This is a genomic window from Streptomyces sp. HUAS TT7 (assembly GCF_051550175.1).
Lineage (GTDB): Bacteria > Actinomycetota > Actinomycetes > Streptomycetales > Streptomycetaceae > Streptomyces.
Genome location: NZ_CP196175.1, coordinates 6,262,897 through 6,280,256, shown reverse-complemented (window position 1 = coordinate 6,280,256; position 17,360 = coordinate 6,262,897). Strand labels below are relative to the sequence as shown.

At 68.5% G+C, this 17,360-nt stretch carries 16 protein-coding genes and 1 riboswitch; of the genes, 4 read left to right on the top strand and 12 right to left on the bottom strand.

Translation table 11 applies throughout. The annotated features are described in order from the left end of the window. Window positions 1-228: 228 nt before the first annotated feature. Window positions 229-1,590: an NYN domain-containing protein gene (locus ACSHXC_RS28240; RefSeq protein ID WP_438294270.1), complete on the bottom strand. Its 1,362-nt coding sequence runs from the start codon at window positions 1,588-1,590 to the stop codon at window positions 229-231. A gap of 45 nt (window positions 1,591-1,635) precedes the next feature. Beyond that, window positions 1,636-1,890, bottom strand: coding sequence for a hypothetical protein (locus ACSHXC_RS28235; RefSeq protein ID WP_386100543.1), 255 nt, complete (start codon window positions 1,888-1,890; stop codon window positions 1,636-1,638). A 154-nt stretch (window positions 1,891-2,044) separates the two neighbouring features. Between ACSHXC_RS28235 and ACSHXC_RS28230 the strand changes: the two genes are divergently transcribed. Continuing rightward, entirely contained in the window at window positions 2,045-2,794 is a 750-nt protein-coding gene (locus ACSHXC_RS28230; RefSeq protein ID WP_438294269.1) for a rhomboid family intramembrane serine protease, read from the top strand. After that, window positions 2,791-3,072, top strand: coding sequence for an Lrp/AsnC family transcriptional regulator (locus ACSHXC_RS28225; protein WP_053727718.1), 282 nt, complete (start codon window positions 2,791-2,793; stop codon window positions 3,070-3,072). Before ACSHXC_RS28230 ends, ACSHXC_RS28225 begins: the two co-directional genes overlap by 4 nt. Window positions 3,073-3,336: 264 nt before the next feature. On the opposite strand, the gene ACSHXC_RS28220 is transcribed toward ACSHXC_RS28225, so the two are convergent. The 6 genes from ACSHXC_RS28220 to ctaE form a co-directional block, all read right to left on the bottom strand. Further along, window positions 3,337-4,728 (bottom strand): aminotransferase class V-fold PLP-dependent enzyme, encoded by a 1,392-nt coding sequence (locus ACSHXC_RS28220; RefSeq protein ID WP_438294268.1) that lies wholly within the window; start codon window positions 4,726-4,728, stop codon window positions 3,337-3,339. 247 nt (window positions 4,729-4,975) lie between these two features. Further along, window positions 4,976-5,093: riboswitch (SAM riboswitch) on the bottom strand. A 136-nt stretch (window positions 5,094-5,229) separates the two neighbouring features. After that, on the bottom strand, window positions 5,230-6,294 hold the full coding sequence (gene trpD / locus ACSHXC_RS28215) for an anthranilate phosphoribosyltransferase (protein ID WP_438294267.1): 1,065 nt from the start codon (window positions 6,292-6,294) through the stop codon (window positions 5,230-5,232). 185 nt (window positions 6,295-6,479) lie between these two features. After that, the gene (gene qcrB, locus ACSHXC_RS28210) at window positions 6,480-8,105 is read right to left on the bottom strand and encodes a cytochrome bc1 complex cytochrome b subunit (protein ID WP_438294266.1); all 1,626 of its coding nucleotides are present in this window, start codon (window positions 8,103-8,105) and stop codon (window positions 6,480-6,482) included. Then, window positions 8,102-9,151, bottom strand: a complete 1,050-nt coding sequence (gene qcrA, locus ACSHXC_RS28205) for a cytochrome bc1 complex Rieske iron-sulfur subunit (protein WP_438294265.1) — start codon at window positions 9,149-9,151, stop codon at window positions 8,102-8,104. Before qcrA ends, qcrB begins: the two co-directional genes overlap by 4 nt. Continuing rightward, a complete protein-coding gene (qcrC, locus tag ACSHXC_RS28200; protein ID WP_385999433.1) occupies window positions 9,148-9,957 on the bottom strand; it encodes a cytochrome bc1 complex diheme cytochrome c subunit in 810 nt (269 codons plus the stop codon). The genes qcrA and qcrC overlap by 4 nt, the downstream gene beginning before the upstream one ends. Window positions 9,958-10,021: 64 nt before the next feature. Continuing rightward, entirely contained in the window at window positions 10,022-10,642 is a 621-nt protein-coding gene (gene ctaE, locus ACSHXC_RS28195; RefSeq protein ID WP_438294264.1) for an aa3-type cytochrome oxidase subunit III, read from the bottom strand. Between the two features lie 187 nt (window positions 10,643-10,829). Here ctaE and ACSHXC_RS28190 point away from each other — a divergent pair, with 187 nt between their 5' ends. Then, window positions 10,830-11,231, top strand: a complete 402-nt coding sequence (locus ACSHXC_RS28190) for a hypothetical protein (RefSeq protein WP_189961052.1) — start codon at window positions 10,830-10,832, stop codon at window positions 11,229-11,231. Window positions 11,232-11,233: 2 nt separating this feature from the next. On the opposite strand, the gene ACSHXC_RS28185 is transcribed toward ACSHXC_RS28190, so the two are convergent. The 4 genes from ACSHXC_RS28185 to ctaC form a co-directional block, all read right to left on the bottom strand. Further along, entirely contained in the window at window positions 11,234-12,487 is a 1,254-nt protein-coding gene (locus ACSHXC_RS28185) for an Ig-like domain-containing protein (protein WP_438294263.1), read from the bottom strand. 117 nt (window positions 12,488-12,604) lie between these two features. Continuing rightward, window positions 12,605-13,003 carry a cytochrome c oxidase subunit 4 gene (locus ACSHXC_RS28180; RefSeq protein WP_189961050.1) on the bottom strand — a complete coding sequence of 133 codons (399 nt, stop codon included), beginning with the start codon at window positions 13,001-13,003 and terminating at the stop codon, window positions 12,605-12,607. Then, window positions 13,000-14,742, bottom strand: coding sequence for an aa3-type cytochrome oxidase subunit I (gene ctaD, locus ACSHXC_RS28175; protein WP_438294262.1), 1,743 nt, complete (start codon window positions 14,740-14,742; stop codon window positions 13,000-13,002). The genes ACSHXC_RS28180 and ctaD overlap by 4 nt, the downstream gene beginning before the upstream one ends. Then, window positions 14,739-15,704 carry an aa3-type cytochrome oxidase subunit II gene (gene ctaC / locus ACSHXC_RS28170; RefSeq protein ID WP_344371961.1) on the bottom strand — a complete coding sequence of 322 codons (966 nt, stop codon included), beginning with the start codon at window positions 15,702-15,704 and terminating at the stop codon, window positions 14,739-14,741. The genes ctaD and ctaC overlap by 4 nt, the downstream gene beginning before the upstream one ends. A gap of 273 nt (window positions 15,705-15,977) precedes the next feature. Between ctaC and ACSHXC_RS28165 the strand changes: the two genes are divergently transcribed. Then, complete coding sequence (locus tag ACSHXC_RS28165; protein WP_438294261.1) at window positions 15,978-17,357, top strand: cysteine desulfurase/sulfurtransferase TusA family protein; 1,380 nt, start codon at window positions 15,978-15,980, stop codon at window positions 17,355-17,357. The last annotated feature ends 3 nt before the right edge of the window (window positions 17,358-17,360 follow it).

Sequence of the window (17,360 nt, the reverse complement as noted above, 5' to 3'; positions counted from 1 at the left end):
GGGACCTTCACGGTCACCCCGGGACGAGTGATCAACGCGTGAAGGTACGAGGCCCGACCCTAGTGACCTTCCTGTGATCAGTTCAAATCCTGATAGGAAAAAACTCCGGGGCCCAGGTGATTCTTTACTGTCACCCCACGCGCAGTAGTTGGCACTTGACGGAGCGCTGGCCGGCGATCACCCGAATTCGGGCATTGAACACAGGAGTTGCCAAACGCCCTGAATGCGTCAGACGCGTGAAAGACGCTTCAGGAGCAGCAGGGACGCGACCGGGCGGGCGCCCGCCTTCGCCACGCCGTCCGCGACTTCCTTGTCCGTCGAGACGACGACCACGGGCCGCCCGGACGGCTCGGCCCGCACCAGCTGGCGGATCAGCTCGTCCGCGGTCACCCCGGGCTTCGAGAACAGGACGCGTACGCCCCTGGGCGGCGCGAGCAGTACCGGAGCCGCCAGCTCCGCGCCGTCGAAGACACAGGTGACCTCGGCGCCCGTCTGAGCGGCAAGCACGGACAGGCCGCCGAGCAGCCTGAGGCGCTGCTTCTCCAACGGCATCGTCGGATAGCCCGTCTTGGTGACGTTGTAGCCGTCCACGACCAGGTGCACCTGGGGCAGCCCGAGCAGCTGGTCGAGCAGCGCCGGGTCGGTCTCCGACAGGGCCCGGGCCGCGATGTCCTTGGGCGTCATGTTGCCCGGCGCGACCGCGTCCACGGTGTCGGCGGGGCGTACGGCGGCGGGCGGCAGGGCCAGTTCGCGGCGCAGGCCCTGGGCGCCCTCCAGGACGGTGTCGAGCAGCAGCCGCAGCCGCATGTCCTCCACCGAACGCCCCTCGCGGACCGCGCGCCGGCTCGCCTCAAGACCCGCCTCGGCCTCGCCGAGCCGCGTCTTGAGCCGCCGGGTCTCGCTCTCGGCGGCGGCGACCTGCGCGGCCGCCTCGGACTTGATGCCGTCGATCTCGGAGGTGGTACGGCGCAGCGCGGCCTCGCCGCGCTTCACATCGCTCTGGGCGCTGCGTAGCTTGCGCTGGAGCGTTTCGGCTTCCTTGCGGGCGGCGAGCAGTTCGAGACGCAGCGCCTCGTTCTCGGACTTGATCAGGGCGCGGGCCTCGGCGAGTTCCTCGCGCAGCCGCTCCAGTTCGCGCCGGCCCTCCTCGTCGGCCCGCTCGGCGAACGCCCGCTGGGCCTCCTCGCCGGCCGCCGCGACCAGCTTCACCCAGCCGGTGGGGCGCAGCACATAGGCGGCGGCCGCCACGTCCACGGGATCGGCGGCCGCGGGCGGCGAGCCGGCCTCGACGGCGCCGGCGAGCTCGGGCTGCGACTCCTTGAGCCGCTCGCCGATCCGCTGGCGGAACACGGGGTCGCTCTCCAGCGCGGCGGCCATCGCGTTCCCCGCGAACTTGGCGCGCCGGGTCGGGGTGAACCGGGCGTACTGCCGCAATTGTCCCGGCAGTTCGGTGACGGTCAGGCCGCCGAACGCCTCCGAGACGAAGGCGACGACCCGGCGCCGCACCCCTTCGGGCAGCGGGCGGTCGAGCACCTCGGCGGGGCCGTCACCGGCCGCAGCGGCCGGGTCGGCACCGCTTGCATGCTCCACAATCCGTCACCCCAACTGTCATCCGTACCGCTCGGGCGGCCGCCCTCAGGAGGCGGTCGCGGCGTCGGTACCCGGCCGGTCCACTAGCTCGATCTGGTCCACCGCGTTGCACCAGCGGCAGCGGACCGACTCGATGGTCTCACTGACCACCTCGCGTTCTTCCACCTTGGGCTCTCCGGCGAGGTCCAGGTGGACGTACTCGATCACTTTCGACGAGCGGGTGACATCGAAACGGGTGAGGTTTCCGCAGAGCGTGCAGCGCCACCGGGTCTCGGCGGTCGGCTGGGGAACGGTGGTCATGTGGTGCCGTCCTCTTTCCACTTCCATGGTCCAGGATCTCGCGGTGCGCCGTCGAACTGCGGGAGTACTGCCCGCAACCCTACGGCCTACCCGTCGGGCCCCGGCACGGCGAGGCGGTCTGTACCGAAAGCTCCCTTTAGGCCATTCTCTCCCCATGATCAAGCGGCGGGGAACGGCGATCCTCAAGGGCGCGGTGCACGGCCCGACCATGACGTACGGCCTGATCACCGCCTGCTGCCTGCTCTTCGTCATCAGCCCGGTCTCCGGCCTGAATACGGGGTACGGAACGGGTGACGCGATCCTGAGTGCCCAGAGCGACTACTTCACCCTCTGGGGCGTCATCCCGAAAGAGCTGATGGCGGGGCGGCCGCACACCCTGCTCACCCCGCTCACCGCCCTGTTCGTGCACGGCAGCTGGCTGCATCTGCTCGGCAACATGCTGTTCCTGTACGTCTTCGGCGCGATGGCCGAGGAAGGCATGGGCCGGCTGGAGTTCGCACTGTTCTACCTGGCGGCCGGCTATCTGGCGCTGCTCGGGTACGCGGCGGCGCACGCGGATTCGGACCAGACCCTGGTGGGGGCGTCCGGGGCCATCTCGGCGGTCCTTGGCGCGTTCCTCTGCCTCTTCCCCAGGGCCAGGGTGACCAGCATCTTCCCGTTCCTGCTGTTCCTGCCGCTGCGGTTCCCCGCCTGGATGGTCCTGGTCTTCTGGTTCGCCCTGCAATGGCTGGCGATCCAGAGCGCGCCGCCCGGGCCCGGGGTGGCCTACCTCGCCCATCTCATCGGCTTCGGCCTCGGCTTCCTCTACGCGTGGGTCCGATTCCGAGGGGCGGATAGAGTGAAACGCCGAAAGCCCGTGAAGCCCGCGGGTCCGGCCGCCACCGAGGGAGAAAGCCAGCCGTGATCACCGCGATCGTGCTCATCAAGACCAGCGTGGACCGGATTCCCGAGATCGCGGAGTCCATCGCGGCGCTCGACAGCGTCAGCGAGGTGTACTCGGTGACGGGTACGTACGACTTGATCGCGCTGGTCAGGGTGGCCCGCCACGACGACCTCGCGGACATCATCCCGGGCAGCATCAGCAAGATCCCGGGGGTCGAGGGCACGGATACGCATGTCGCGTTCCGCACGTATTCCCAGCACGACCTGGAGGCGGCCTTCGCGATCGGCCTGGACTCGTAACCCCCTTTTGCTCGGGGGCTGCGCCCCCGAACCCCCGCTCCCGACGTCGTTCGGCTGCGGACCGTGGCCGGCTGGTCGCGCAGTTCCCCGCGCCCCTGGCAGAGTGCGGTACGGGCATACCCAGCCTGTCATGGGGGTCCCCCCTGGCCCTTAAGGCCTTGGGGGAGATTGAGGACGAGCGCCCTTAAGGCACGAACGAGGTCCGGGGCGGAGCCCCGGGGATTCCGGGGGCGACAGCCCCCGGTAGGCGTGGCCCGGCGGGGTTTACACCGCCGGGACGCAGCGCCCGGCCTCCGTGCGGTACTGCCACTTCGCCCCCTGGGTGACCAGCTCCCGTACCGCCCGCACGAAGCGGTCGACGTGCTCGTCCGGGGTACCCGCCCCGAAGCTGACCCGGATCGCGTTGAGCGAGCGCTCTCCCGGCTCCGCCTCGGGCGCCCCGCACTCGCCCGGGTCCTGCGGGTCGCTGCCGAGCAGGGTGCGCACCAGCGGGTGGGCGCAGAAGAGGCCGTCGCGCACCCCGATCCCGTACTCCGCGGACAGCGCCGCCGCGAAGTGCGAGCTGTTCCAGCCGTCGACGACGAACGAGATGACGCCGACCCGGGGCGCGTCGTCGCCGAACAGGGACAGGACCCGCACCTCGGGCACCTCCGCCAGGCCGGCCCGCACCTTCGCGATCAGGTGCCGCTCCCGCTCGACCAGCGAGTCGAAGCCGGCCTCGGTCAGCGCCTTGCAGGCGGAGGCGATGGAGTAGACGCCGATGACGTTGGGCGACCCGGCCTCGTGGCGGGCGGCCGTGGTGTGCCACTCGACGTCCACGCCGCCGTCGGCGCGCCGCGCGACCTTCTTGGAGGCGCCGCCGCCGGCCAGGTACGGCTCGGACTCCTGGAGCCAGTCCGCGCGCCCGGCGAGCACGCCCGAGCCGAACGGCGCGTACAGCTTGTGCCCGGAGAAGGCGATCCAGTCGACGTCCAACTCCCGTACGGAGACGGGGTGATGGGGCGCGAGCTGGGCGGCGTCGAGGACGATGCGGGCGCCGTGGGCGTGCGCCGCGGCGGCGAGTTCCCTCACCGGCCACAGCTCACCGGTGACGTTGGACGCGCCGGTGACGCACACGAGCGCCGGGCCGTAGGGGTCGCGGTCGGCGAGCGCGCGCTCCAGGGTCTCGACGGCCTGCTGCGGGGTGCGCGGCGCGTTCAGGTACGTCACGCGGGCGTCGCGCCACGGCAGCAGCGAGGCGTGGTGCTCGGTCTCGAAGACGAAGACCTCGCAGTTCGCCGGGATCACCTGGGCGAGCAGATTCAGCGAGTCCGTGGTGGAGCGGGTGAACACGACTTGGTCGCCGGGGCGGCAGTCGAGGAACTCGGCCACCGTCTCGCGGCTGTTCTCGAACAGGTCGGTGGAGAGCTGCGAGAGGTAGCCGGCCCCGCGGTGCACGCTGCCGTAGTAGGGGGCGTACGCGGCGACGTCGTCCCAGACCCGCTGGAGGGCGGGCGCGCTCGCCGCGTAGTCGAGGGCGGCGTAGGTCACCTCGCCACCGGTGACCAGCGGCACGGTGACATCGTGGCCGAGCACCGGCAGCGGCGCCGCACAGCAGGGGTCGGCGGACTCGACGGCGGCGGAAGCGGTGACGGTGGCGGCAGGGCGTGCGGACATGGCGGTATCTCCCGGCAGGAAAAGGCGAGTTGACTTCGGATCCCGGGTACGGCGGCGCGACCCTGCATCGAGCGAGAGGGTTCGACTGCCTTGCCGTGTACGGGTGTTGACCTCGAACACGCAGCCCGAAGAAGGGTGCGCGGAGGGTGTGAAGAAGGGGCGGTACGCCCTATCGCATTCGCTTGCTCACGAGACTGCTCCCTTGAGGACCAGGACCCCAGGGCTGTGACATCACGCGATGTCCAGGGGTCCGCGCTTGCCGTAGGCCTTGCTGCCTACGACCTGGTCTTCACCCGGGGCACCCCGCCACGGACGGAGGGTTGCCGGACAGCGAGCCGGGGCCTAAATCGCTGTCACTCATGACCTTGAACAGCATCCTGCCACAGGTCCCGGCGTGCGCAAGGCACAGTCCGCGATCTGGACTGCGCCTTGCGTCACATCCCGTACGGAAAGGACGTACGGCTCCGTACGGCTCAGGACTTACGGACCGGGACGTACGGCTCAGGCGTTGCTGGCCGCGACCCACCGCTGCAGGGCGCGCCGGGCCGACCCCGAGTCGATGGCCTCGGCGGCCCGGGCCATCGCGGCGCCGAGCTGCCCCGCGAGCGGGCCCTGCCCCGGTTCGAGGGCGACCAGGGCCGCCGCCGAGTTGAGCAGCACCGCGTCCCGCACCGGCCCGCGCTCGCCCGCGAGGAGGCGGCGGGCGACATCGGCGTTGTACGAGGAGTCCGCGCCGCGCAGCGCCTCGATGGGCACCGTCTCGATGCCGACGTCCCGCGGGTCGAAGGCCTCCTCGCGCACATGGCCGTCGCGCACCACCCACACCCGGGACGTACCGGTGGTGGTCAGCTCGTCGAGGCCGTCGTCGCCGCGGAAGACCAGCGCGGAGGAGCCGCGTTCGGCGAGCACGCCCGCCACGATGGGCGCCATCCGCGCGTCCGCGACCCCGGTCGCCTGGGCCCGTACCCGGGCCGGATTGGTCAGCGGGCCGAGGAAGTTGAACGTGGTGCGGATGCCCATCTCGCGGCGGGCCGCGGCGACGTAGCGCAGCGCCGGGTGGAACTTCACGGCGAAGCAGAATGTGATGCCGGCCTCCTCCGCGACCTCGACGACCCGCTGCGGGGTGAGGTCGAGGTTTACGCCGAGCTTCTCCAGTACGTCGGAGGCGCCACTGGCCGAGGAGGCGGCCCGGTTGCCGTGCTTGACGACCTTGGCGCCGGTGCCGGCCACCACGATCGCCGACATGGTGGAGATGTTGACGGTCTTGGCGTTGTCGCCGCCGGTGCCGACGATGTCCACGCTGGGGCCCGGCACCTCGATGAGGTTGGCGTGCTCGTACATGGTGCGCACCAGGCCGGTGATCTCGGCGACGGTCTCGCCCTTGGCGCGCAGGGCCACCGCGAAGGCGGCGATCTGGGCGTCGGTGGCCTCGCCCCGCATGATCCTGTCCATCGCCCAGGCGGTCACGTCGGCGCTCTGGTCGGTGCCGCTCAGGAGCGCGTCCAGGACGCCCGGCCAGGAGTGGGCCGCCACGGTGTCGCCTCCGGTGGGGGGAACAGCGCTCATGCTCGCTCCTGGTGGTCAGGGGACTGGATACCGCCCGCAAGCCTATCGACAGGGGCGGGGCACCCCGCGCCCGTGCCCGCAGTGCGGACGTGCGAAAGGCCGCGTACGCAAAAGACCCCGGCCCGGCACCCGTGAAGGGGCCGGGCCGGAGCCTCGGTTGTGGCGACCGTCAGGTCAAGCAGAGATCAGTGGTGGCCGTGGCCGCTCGTGATCTCTTCGTACTCCTCGGCCGTCGGCTTGGGGATCTGGTTCCCCTCGCCGAAGTAGCCCTTGCTGAGCTTGGCGCGCAGCTTCTGCGTCCGCGAGATCTTGCGGGCGACACCGTTCTCGTCGACCGTCGGGCCGATCTCGGCCGGCTTGTACTGCTCGTGCGCCGTGAGCTTGTAGCGCGCATTGGCGTCCAGCGGCTCGTGGACCTCGATGAACTCACCGTGCGGCAGCCGCTTGATGATGCCGGACTCGCGTCCGTGCAGCACCTTCTCGGCGTCGCGGCGCTGCAGACCCAGGCAGATCCGCTTGGTGGCGACGAACGCGAGGACCGGGGCCACGAAGAACGCGATCCGCACGAACCAGGTGATGACGTTGATCGAGAGGTGGAAGTGGGTCGCCCAGAGGTCGTTTCCACCACCGATGAGCAGCACCATGTACCAGGTGATCCACGCGACACCGAACGCGGTACGGGTCGGCGCGTTGCGCGGCCGGTCCGCGATGTGGTGCTCGCGCTTGTCGCCGGTGATCCAGGACTCGATGAACGGGTACACCGCGATGGTCGCCAGGACCAGCGGGAAGATCACCAGCGGAATGAACACACCCAGGACGAGCGTGTGGCCCCACAGGTTGATCTCCCAGCCCGGCATCACACGGATGAGGCCTTCGGAGAAGCCCATGTACCAGTCGGGCTGGGCGCCGGTGGACACCTGGTCCGGACGGTAGGGGCCGATCGCCCAGATCGGGTTGATCGAGGCGATCGCCGCGACCACCGCGATGACACCGAAGACCAGGAAGAAGAAGCCGCCCGCCTTCGCCATGTACACCGGGAGCAGCGGCATGCCGACGACGTTCTTGTTCGTACGTCCCGGACCCGCGAACTGGGTGTGCTTGTGGTAGAAGACCAGGATCAGGTGAGCCACCATCAGGCCGAGCATGATGCCCGGCAGCAGCAGGATGTGGACCGAGTAGAACCGAGCCACGAAGTCCCCGCCGGGGAACTCGCCGCCGAAGAGGAAGAACGACAGGTACGTGCCGACGATCGGCACGGACATGATCGCGCCCTCCATGAAGCGGACACCGGTGCCCGAAAGGAGGTCGTCCGGGAGCGAGTAACCGGTGAAGCCGGTGAACATGCCCAGGACGAACAGCAGGAAGCCGAACAGCCAGTTGACCTCACGCGGCTTGCGGAAGGCGCCCGTGAAGAACACGCGCATCATGTGCACGAACATGCCGGCGAGGAAGATCAGCGCCGCCCAGTGGTGGATCTGCCGGATCAGCAGACCACCGCGCACATCGAAGCTGATGTGCATGGTCGAGTTGAACGCCTCGGACATGTGCATGCCCTGCAGCGGCACGTACGAGCCGTCGTAGACGACCTCGTTCATGCTCGGGTGGAAGAACAGCGTCAGATACACACCCGTGAGGATGATGATGATGAAGCTGTACATGCAGATCTCGCCGAGCATGAAGGACCAGTGGTCCGGAAAGATCTTGCGCATGTTGGCCTTGGCCAGGGAGTAGATCCCGAGCCGGCCGTCCGCCCAGTCCGCGATCCGCTCACCGGCGGGCGCTTCGCGCCGTGCGTCTGTCGTGGTGCTCATCCGCGCTCCCAGAAGGCAGGACCGACGGGCTCTTCGAAGTCGCCGAGCGCTTCGAGGTAACCCTCGTCATTCACGCCGATCCGCAGCTGCGGAAGGGCGTGACCGGCCGGGCCGAAGATGACGCGGGCGCCGTCGGAGAGGTCGAAGGTGGACTGGTGGCACGGGCAGAGCACGTGGTGCGTCTGCTGCTCGTACAGGGAGATCGGGCAGCCGACGTGGGTGCAGATCTTCGAGTACGCGACGATGCCCTGGTGCGACCACTCGAGCTCGCGCTTGTCCTTGATGTCCTCCGGCTTGATCCGGACGAGCATCAGGGCTGCCTTGGCGATCTGCGTCTGGAAGTCCTCCGCGGTCTCCTCCAGGCCCTCGGGCTTGGCGAAGGTCAGCGAACCGACCGACAGGTCCTCGGGACGCAGCGGCTCGTTGGTGTTCATGTTGATCAGGGCCTTGCCCTTGGACCACATGGTGTGCCGCAGCTTGTCCTCGGGCAGCGTGCCCAGGTCGCGCAGCAGCATCACACCGGAGAGCGGCACCAGGGCGAGCGCGCCGAACATGGTGTTGCGGATCAGCTTGCGGCGTCCGAAGCCGGACTCGGCCGCGCCCTGCTTGAAGTCGGCCAGGACCTGCGCCTTGACCTCCGGCGGGGCCGCGATCTCGTGCCGCTCGGCCGGCATCTCCACGTCGGACATCAGGGTGCGGGCCCAGTGGACCGCGCCCGCGCCGATGCAGAACAGCGCCACGCCCAGGGTCAGACCCAGAGCGAAGTTGAGGACGCTGACGTGCCCGAACGGGAAGATGAAGACGATCTTGTCGACCGGGAAGATCACGTACGAGGCGATGAAGCCGACCGTCGCGACCATGGACAGGAAGAACAGGAACGCGACCGCGCGCTCGGAACGCTTGGCCGCCCGCTCGTCGATGTCCTGGATGCGCGGCTTGTGGGCCGGCAGTCCCGGGTCGGCGAAGGGGTCGCCCGCGGTCTCTACCGCGCCGTGCGCGGTGGCCTGCGCTTCAGGCAGGCTCTCGGAATTCTCTTGGCTACTCATGACTTCTTGGCCTTAGCGGTGTGGGCCGCGACCCAGATGGCTACTGCGATGAGGGCACCCAGACCGAAGATCCAGCCGAACAGACCCTCGCTGACCGGGCCGAGCCCGCCGAGCTTGAGGCCACCGGGGCTCGCGGACTTGTCGCTGTTGACGGCGTGCAGGTACGCGATGATGTCCTGCTTCTGCTTCTGCGGCATCGTCGTGTCCGGGAAGGACGGCATGTTCTGCGGGCCGGTCTGCATGGCCTCGTAGATGTGCTTGGGGTCCACGTCCTCCAGGCTGGGGGCGAACTTGCCGTTCGTCAGGGCACCGCCCTCACCCGTGAAGTTGTGGCACTGGGCGCAGTTGGTGCGGAACAGCTCGCCACCCTTGGCGATGTCCGCACCGCTCGGGTTGTACTGCGAGTCGGTCGGCACGCTCGGACCGGCGCCCAGCGAGGCCACGTAAGCGGCGAGCTGGTCGATCTGGGACTGCGAGTAGATGGCCTTCTTCTTCGGCACCTGAGCGCCGGGCTGCTGCGCCGGCATACGGCCGGTGCCGACCTGGAAGTCCACCGCGGCGGCGCCCACGCCGACCAGGGAGGGGCCGTCAGAGGTGCCCTGACCGCCGGTTCCGTGGCAGCTGGCGCAGCCGACGGAGTAGAGCTTCTTGCCCTCGTCGATGGCGAGGGACTGGGCGGTTTCGTCAGCCTGAGCCTTGCCCGCGGGCGCGAACGCGGCGTACAGCCCCCCGGTGGCCGCCAGCGCGAGGAGTAGGACGACGACCGCCGCCAGCGGATGGCGTCGTCGTGCGGAGAGCTTTTTCACGGATTACCCCGGTGTCAGGATCTTCTGCGTCGATGCTGGATGTGGTGCGGACCTGCGGGCCCGGCTACTGGATCAGGTAGATCGTGGCGAAGAGGCCGATCCACACGACATCGACGAAGTGCCAGTAATAGGACACGACGATGGCCGCGGTCGCCTGTTCATGGGTGAACCTCTTGGCCGCGTACGTCCTGCCGAGGACCAGCAGGAAGGCGATCAGACCGCCCGTCACATGCAGTCCGTGGAAGCCCGTGGTCAGGTAGAACACCGAGCCGTATGGATCCGAGGACAGCGAGAGGCCGTCCTCCTTCACCAGGTCGGTGTACTCGTAGACCTGGCCGCCGATGAAGATCGCACCCATCACGAACGTGATGATGAACCAGGTGCGGAGCTTCTTCACATCGCCGCGCTCGGCGGCGAAGACGCCGAGCTGGCAGGTGAGGGAGGAGAGCACCAGAATCGTGGTGTTGGTCGCCGAGAACGGAAGGTTCAGGGACGAGGCCATTTCTGACCAGTGCGCGGCACCCGTTACCGATCGCAGAGTGAAGTACATCGCGAAGAGGGCCGCGAAGAACATCAGCTCGGAACTCAACCAGATGATGGTTCCGACGCTGGTGAGGTTCGGCCGATTGACCGACGGGTGCGCGTGCCCGGTTTCTACTGTCGTTGCTGTCGCCACGACCGACATTATGTCGGTCGCTTATCCCGCCCTCACCCCGGGGGGTGCCGTTCGGTGTGTCAGCGGCGTATGCAGGGCCCGAACGGCCCATCGAAGGGCTGTCCGAACCGGTGTTGACGGGCAGTCGGACGGAGTAGCATCCGCGCATCGGTTCATGAGCCAACGCCGGCGAATCCGCCGGACCTTCGGAGGATCCATGCAGTCGAGCGCCACCGTTCTGGTCTACAGCGACGACGCGAACACCCGCGCGCAGGTGCGGCTCGCGGCCGGCCGCAGGCCCGCCTCCGACGTGCCCCCGGTCGAATTCCTGGAGTGCGCGACGCTGCCGGCGGTCCTCAAGGAGCTGGAGCGCGGCGGCATCGACGTCTGCGTCCTGGACGGCGAGGCGGTCCCGGCGGGCGGCATGGGGGTCTGCCGCCAGATCAAGGACGAGGTCTTCCAGTGCCCGCCGGTGCTGCTCCTCATCGGCCGCCCGCAGGACGCCTGGCTGGCCACCTGGAGCCGTGCGGACGCCGCGGTGACCCTGCCGGTCGAGCCGGTCGAGTTCGCCGACACGCTGGCCTCGCTGCTGCGCAAGCGGCTTGCCGTGGGTGCCTGACCTCACACTCCCGGCCGCAGCCGGGCGGAGTTGGCCTTGATCTGGCCGGCCTTGAGGTCGGCCAGCAGGGCGCTGCCCGTGCGCCACTGGTCCCACTCCACGTTCCAGTCGCCGAACCCGTTGTCGAAGGGCGTCATGTCCTCGCCGATGCTGTTGACGACCTTGACGATGTCGCCCTCGTTGATGTTCTCGTAGAACCAGGCGGCGTTGCCGGTGCTCATGCCCGTACAGCCGTGGCTGACGTTCTCGTAGCCCTGCGAGCCCACCGACCAGGGCGCGGCGTGCACGTATTCGCCGCTCCAGGTGACCCTCGTCGCGTAGTAGACGGGCAGGTCGTAGCCGTCCGAGCTGTTGGAGGAGATGCCGACGGTCTCCCCGCGCATACGTACGAAGTACTGCTTGCCCAGGACCACCTTGACGCCGTTGCGGGTGGAGAATCCGGGCTTTCCGGTGGTGACCGGAATGGTATTGATCACTTCTCCGTTGCGCTTGACCGTCATGTAGTGCCCGGCGGCGTCGGTGATGGCCTCGACTCGGTCACCGGTGGTGATCTTCAGGGGCTTGCCGGGACCGCCGTACAGCTTGTCGGCGATCTTCACGCCCTCCAGGTTGGAGTGGACGTTGATGGTGGCGTGTGTGGGCCAGTACTCCTTCGGCCGGTAGTGCAGCACCTTGTCGCCCACCCAGTACCAGTTGCCCTCCACCTTGGGCGTGGACTCGACGACCAGGGCGTGTTCGACGATCGCCCGGGCCTTCTTGTCCTTGATCGGCTTGCTGAGCTCCGCGGTGATGGGCTGTCCGACGCCGTACTTGCCCGCGTCCGGGCCGAATTCGACCTCCACCGCGTCCGTGACCGCCGCGGTGTCGAACGTCAGCGTACGCAGCCCCGGAGAGCCGTCCTCGTTCTCCGTGGAGACCTTGACGGTGTAGTGCGCGCCGGCCACCAGCGGGCCGGTGGAGTGCCAGCGGCTGCCGTCCGCGGCCAGTTCGCCCGCCAGGTAACGGCCGTTGCCGTCGACGGCGGTGACGTCCGTGAGGCGGGCCTCCCTGTCCTTGGCCGTGATCTCCAGGGGCTTGCCGGGATCGGCCTTCTGACGGCCCGCCGGGCCGTTGTAGACCACCTGCCCGGCCGCGTCGTACGGCTTGGCCGAAAGCGGGTTGGCGTCCGGCCCGCCGCACCCCGTGGCCCCCACACCGAGGGACAGGACAAGGAGGGTGCAGCTCAATACGGTGCGGATGCGCGGTGCGTGGCTCATGAGCACACGGTATGAAGATTCGTCAGTTCCGGCGCGCGGGGTGACTGCAAACGAGGGGCCCTCCGTCTCTCGGTGAGACGGAGGGCCCCTCTTGACGCGGTGCGGCGTGCGCCGGAACTACTGGTTCTGGTTCTCGCCGCGGTAGTACTCGAACACCCAGCCGTAGAGGCCGACCAGGATCAGCGGAGCCGAGAAGTACAGCAGCCACCAGCCCATGGCGATCGCGAGGAACGCGAGGGCGCCGCCGATGCCGAGCGAGAGCGGCTGCCAGGAGTGCGGCGAGAAGAAGCCGACCTCACCGGCGTCGTCCGCGACATCGGCTTCCTTGTCGTCCTGGGCGCCCACGTCGACCCGCCGGGCCGTGAAGGCCAGGTAGAAGCCGATCATGACGCTCAGGCCGAAGGCCATGACGAGCGCGGTGGTGCCGGCCGCTTCCTTCGACCACACGCCGTACACGACGGCCATGACCAGAATGAAGACGGACAGCCACAGGAACATCTTGCCCTGGATCTTCACTTCCCGGCCTCCTTGCCACCGGTGAGCATGTGGTCACCGTGGACGTCGCCGTGGTTCTCGAGCTGGTCGAGAGCCGCGATCTCGGGGTGGTGGAGGTCGAACGCCGGTGATTCGGAGCGAATGCGCGGCATCGTGAGGAAGTTGTGCCGCGGCGGCGGGCAGGAGGTCGCCCACTCCAGCGAACGGCCGTAGCCCCACGGGTCGTCGACCTCGATCTTCTTGCCGTACTTGGCGGTCTTCCAGACGTTGTAGAAGAACGGCAGGATCGACAGACCGAGCAGGAACGAGGAGATCGTCGAGATGGTGTTCAGCGCGGTGAAGCCGTCGGCCGCCAGGTAGTCGGCGTAACGACGCGGCATGCCCTCGACACCCAGCCAGTGCTGCACCAGGAACGTGCCGTGGAATCCCACGAACAGCGTCCAGAAGGTGATCTTGCCGAGCCGCTCGTCCAGCATCTTTCCGGTGAACTTCGGCCACCAGAAGTGGAATCCGGAGAACATCGCGAAGACCACGGTGCCGAAGATGACGTAGTGGAAGTGCGCGACGACGAAGTACGAGTCGGAAACGTGGAAGTCCATCGGCGGCGAGGCCAGAATGACGCCGGTCAGACCACCGAAGGTGAAGGTGATCAGGAAGCCGACGGCCCACAGCATGGGTGTTTCGAAGGACAGTGAGCCCTTCCACATCGTGCCGATCCAGTTGAAGAACTTCACGCCTGTTGGCACGGCGATGAGGAACGTCATGAAGGAGAAGAACGGCAGGAGCACGCCACCGGTGACGTACATGTGGTGCGCCCACACGGTCACGGACAGACCCGCGATCGCGATGGTGGCGCCGATCAGGCCGCTGTAGCCGAACATCGGCTTTCGGCTGAACACCGGAATCACTTCGGAAATGATTCCGAAGAATGGCAACGCGATGATGTACACCTCTGGATGGCCGAAGAACCAGAAGAGGTGTTGCCAGAGAATCGCGCCGCCATTACCGGCGTCGAAGACATGCGCACCGAACTTGCGGTCCGCCTCCAGGGCGAACAGCGCGGCCGCGAGGACCGGGAAGGCCAGCAGGACCAGCACACCGGTCAGCAGGACGTTCCACACGAAGATCGGCATACGGAACATCGTCATGCCGGGCGCGCGCATGCAGATGATCGTGGTGATGAAGTTGACCGAGCCGAGGATCGTACCGAAGCCGGAGAAGGCCAGACCCATGATCCACATGTCGGCGCCGACGCCCGGCGAGCGGACCGCATCCGACAGCGGGGAGTAGGCGAACCAGCCGAAGTCGGCCGCGCCCTGCGGGGTGAGGAAGCCACCGACCGCGATGGTCGAGCCGAACAGGTAGAGCCAGTAGGCGAACATGTTCAGCCGCGGGAACGCCACGTCGGGCGCGCCGATCTGCAGCGGCATGATCCAGTTCGCGAATCCGGCGAACAGCGGCGTCGCGAACATCAGCAGCATGATCGTGCCGTGCATCGTGAACGCCTGGTTGAACTGCTCGTTCGACATGATCTGCGTGCCGGGGCGGGCGAGTTCGGCGCGCATGAAGAGCGCCATGATCCCGCCGATGCAGAAGAACGCGAACGACGTGACCAGGTACATCGTGCCGATCGTCTTGTGATCAGTGGTGGTCAGCCACTTGATGACGACGTTTCCCGGCTGCTTGCGCCGGACCGGCAGCTCGTTCTCGTACGAGTCGTCTGCTGCCGCGGCACCCTGAGATTCGTTGAGGATGCTCACAGTTTGTTCGTCTCCGCGTTCTTGGCGGGGTCGGTCTGGGCGATGCCCGCCGGCACGTAACCGGACTGGCCCTTCGCCGCCAGCTCCTTGAGGTGCTGCTGGTAGCGCTCCGGGGAGACGACCTTCACGTTGAAGAGCATGCGCGAGTGGTCGACGCCGCAGAGTTCGGCGCACTTGCCCAGGAAGGTGCCTTCCTGGTTCGGCGTGACCTCGAACGAGTTGGTGTGCCCCGGGATGACGTCCTGCTTCATCAGGAACGGCACGATCCAGAAGGAGTGGATGACGTCGCGCGAGGTCAGCACGAAGCGGACCTTCTCGCCCTTCGGCAGCCACAGGGTCGGGCCCGGGTTTCCGGTCTGCGGGTTACGGGTGCCGGGGATGCCGACGTCGTAGACACCGCCCGCGTTCGCGGGGAAGTCCTTCTTGAACCGGTCCGGGATCGCGTCCAGGTTCTTGTCCGTCTTGGCGTCGCCCTTGACACCGGGCACGTCCTCGACGTAGTTGAAGCCCCAGCTCCACTGATAGCCGACCACGTTGACCGTGTGGGCGGGCTTCGGGGACAGAGCCAGGAGCTTCGTCTCGTCGCGTGCCGTGAAGTAGAAGAGCACGGAGACGATGATCAGCGGGACCACGGTGTACAGCGCCTCGATGGGCATGTTGTACCGGGTCTGCGGGGGTACCTCGACCTTGGTGCGGCTGCGCCGGTGGAAGATGACGCTCCACAGGATCAGGCCCCAGACCAGCACGCCCGTGGCGAGCGCAGCCGCCCACGAGCCCTGCCAGAGGGACAGGATCCTGGGGGCCTCGTCCGTCACCGGAGTGGGCATACCAAGTCGAGGGAAGTCTTTCCAGTTGTACGAGCAACCGGATGCTGTCGCCAGGACCAGGCCCGCAGTCAGCACCTGCGGCAGCTTCCGCCGCATCGGGCGCCGCGACGAGCGGTCGGAGCCGTTGGGACTCACGTAGCGCCTTCCCGAGAGTCTCGCCCGCGGTGGTCGGCTACGGCCGTCTCGCTGGTCGGTCGCCGCCCTGGCACACGGGCAGGGGTTTGGATGTTTATGCGGACCAAACCCTACTGGACGCTATTTGGGGTCGCGCGGGGAGGGTGCCCAACGCGCCGCCCGAGTCCCCGAAGGGGTGGAGTCGCGGTGGAATCCCGGCCTCCGGGCGCCATCTGACGGCCCCTCGCCCCGTCCCCCGCAGCTCGTTCGCCGGGGCGGGGTTAGCGTGGCCGGGTGCCCTACTTCGACGCGGCCTCCTCGGCCCCCCTGCACCCCGTCGCCCGCCAGGCCCTGCAAGCCTCCCTGGACGAGGGGTGGGCCGATCCGGCCCGGCTCTACCGGGAGGGCAGGCGTGCCCGGCTGCTCCTGGACGCGGCACGGGAGGCCGCCGCGGAGGCCGTCGGCTGCCGCCCGGACGAGCTCAGCTTCACCAGTTCGGGGACGCGCGCGGTGCACTCCGGAATTTACGGATCCTTGTCCGGGCGTCGGCGTGTCGGGCGGCATCTGGTGGTGTCCGCGGTCGAGCACTCCTCGGTCCTCCATTCGGCCGCCTCCCATGAGACGGACGGCGGTTCGGTGACCGAGGTCGTGGTGGACCGTACGGGCCGGGTCGACCCCGATGCGTACGCCGCCGTCCTGCGGCCCGACACCGCGCTCGCCTGCCTGCAGTCCGCCAACCACGAGGTGGGCACCCTCCAGCCGGTGGCCGAGGTGGCCGAGGCGTGCCGGGCGGCGGGGGTTCCGCTGCTCGTGGACGCGGCCCAGTCGCTGGCCTGGGAGCCGGTCGAGGGCGCCTGGTCGATCCTCGCGGCGAGTGCCCACAAATGGGGCGGTCCGGCAGGGGTCGGGCTGCTGGCGGTGCGCAAGGGCGTCCGGTTCGCGCCTCAAGGGCCCGCCGACGAGCGGGAGTCGGGGCGCGCGGCCGGCTTCGAGAACATCCCGGCGATCGTCGCGGCGGCCGCCTCGCTGCGGGCGGTACGGGCCGAGGCCGAGGCCGAATCGACGCGTCTGCGGGGCCTGGTGGAGCGGATCCGCACCCGGGTCGTGGAGCTGGTGCCGGATGTCGAGGTGGTCGGCGATCCGGTGCGGCGGCTGCCGCATCTGGTCACCTTCTCCTGTCTCTATGTCGACGGAGAGACCCTGCTGCACGAGCTCGACCGGGCGGAATTCTCCGTTTCCTCCGGTTCGTCCTGCACGAGCAGCACCCTGACGCCCAGCCATGTGCTGCGCGCCATGGGGGTCCTGAGCGAGGGCAACGTCCGGGTGTCGCTGCCGCTCGGCACTCCGGCGGAGGAGGTCGACCGCTTCCTCGACGTGCTGCCGGGCGTGGTCGCGTCCGTACGGACCAAGCTCGGAGCGCCGGTCGCGGCGGCCGGTCCCGCCGACGCCGAGGAATTCGTGGTGGACTCGCTCGGCCGGCTCTGCCCGATCCCGGTCATCGAACTCGCGAAGGCGATCGGAAACGTACCCGTGGGCGGTGTCGTGACGGTGCTCGCCGACGACGAGGCGGCCCGCCTCGACATCCCGGCATGGTGCGAGATGCGGGGCCAGGAGTACCTGGGCGAGCACCCGGCGGAGGGCGGAACCGCCTACCGGGTGCGCCGCGTCAGCTGAGCC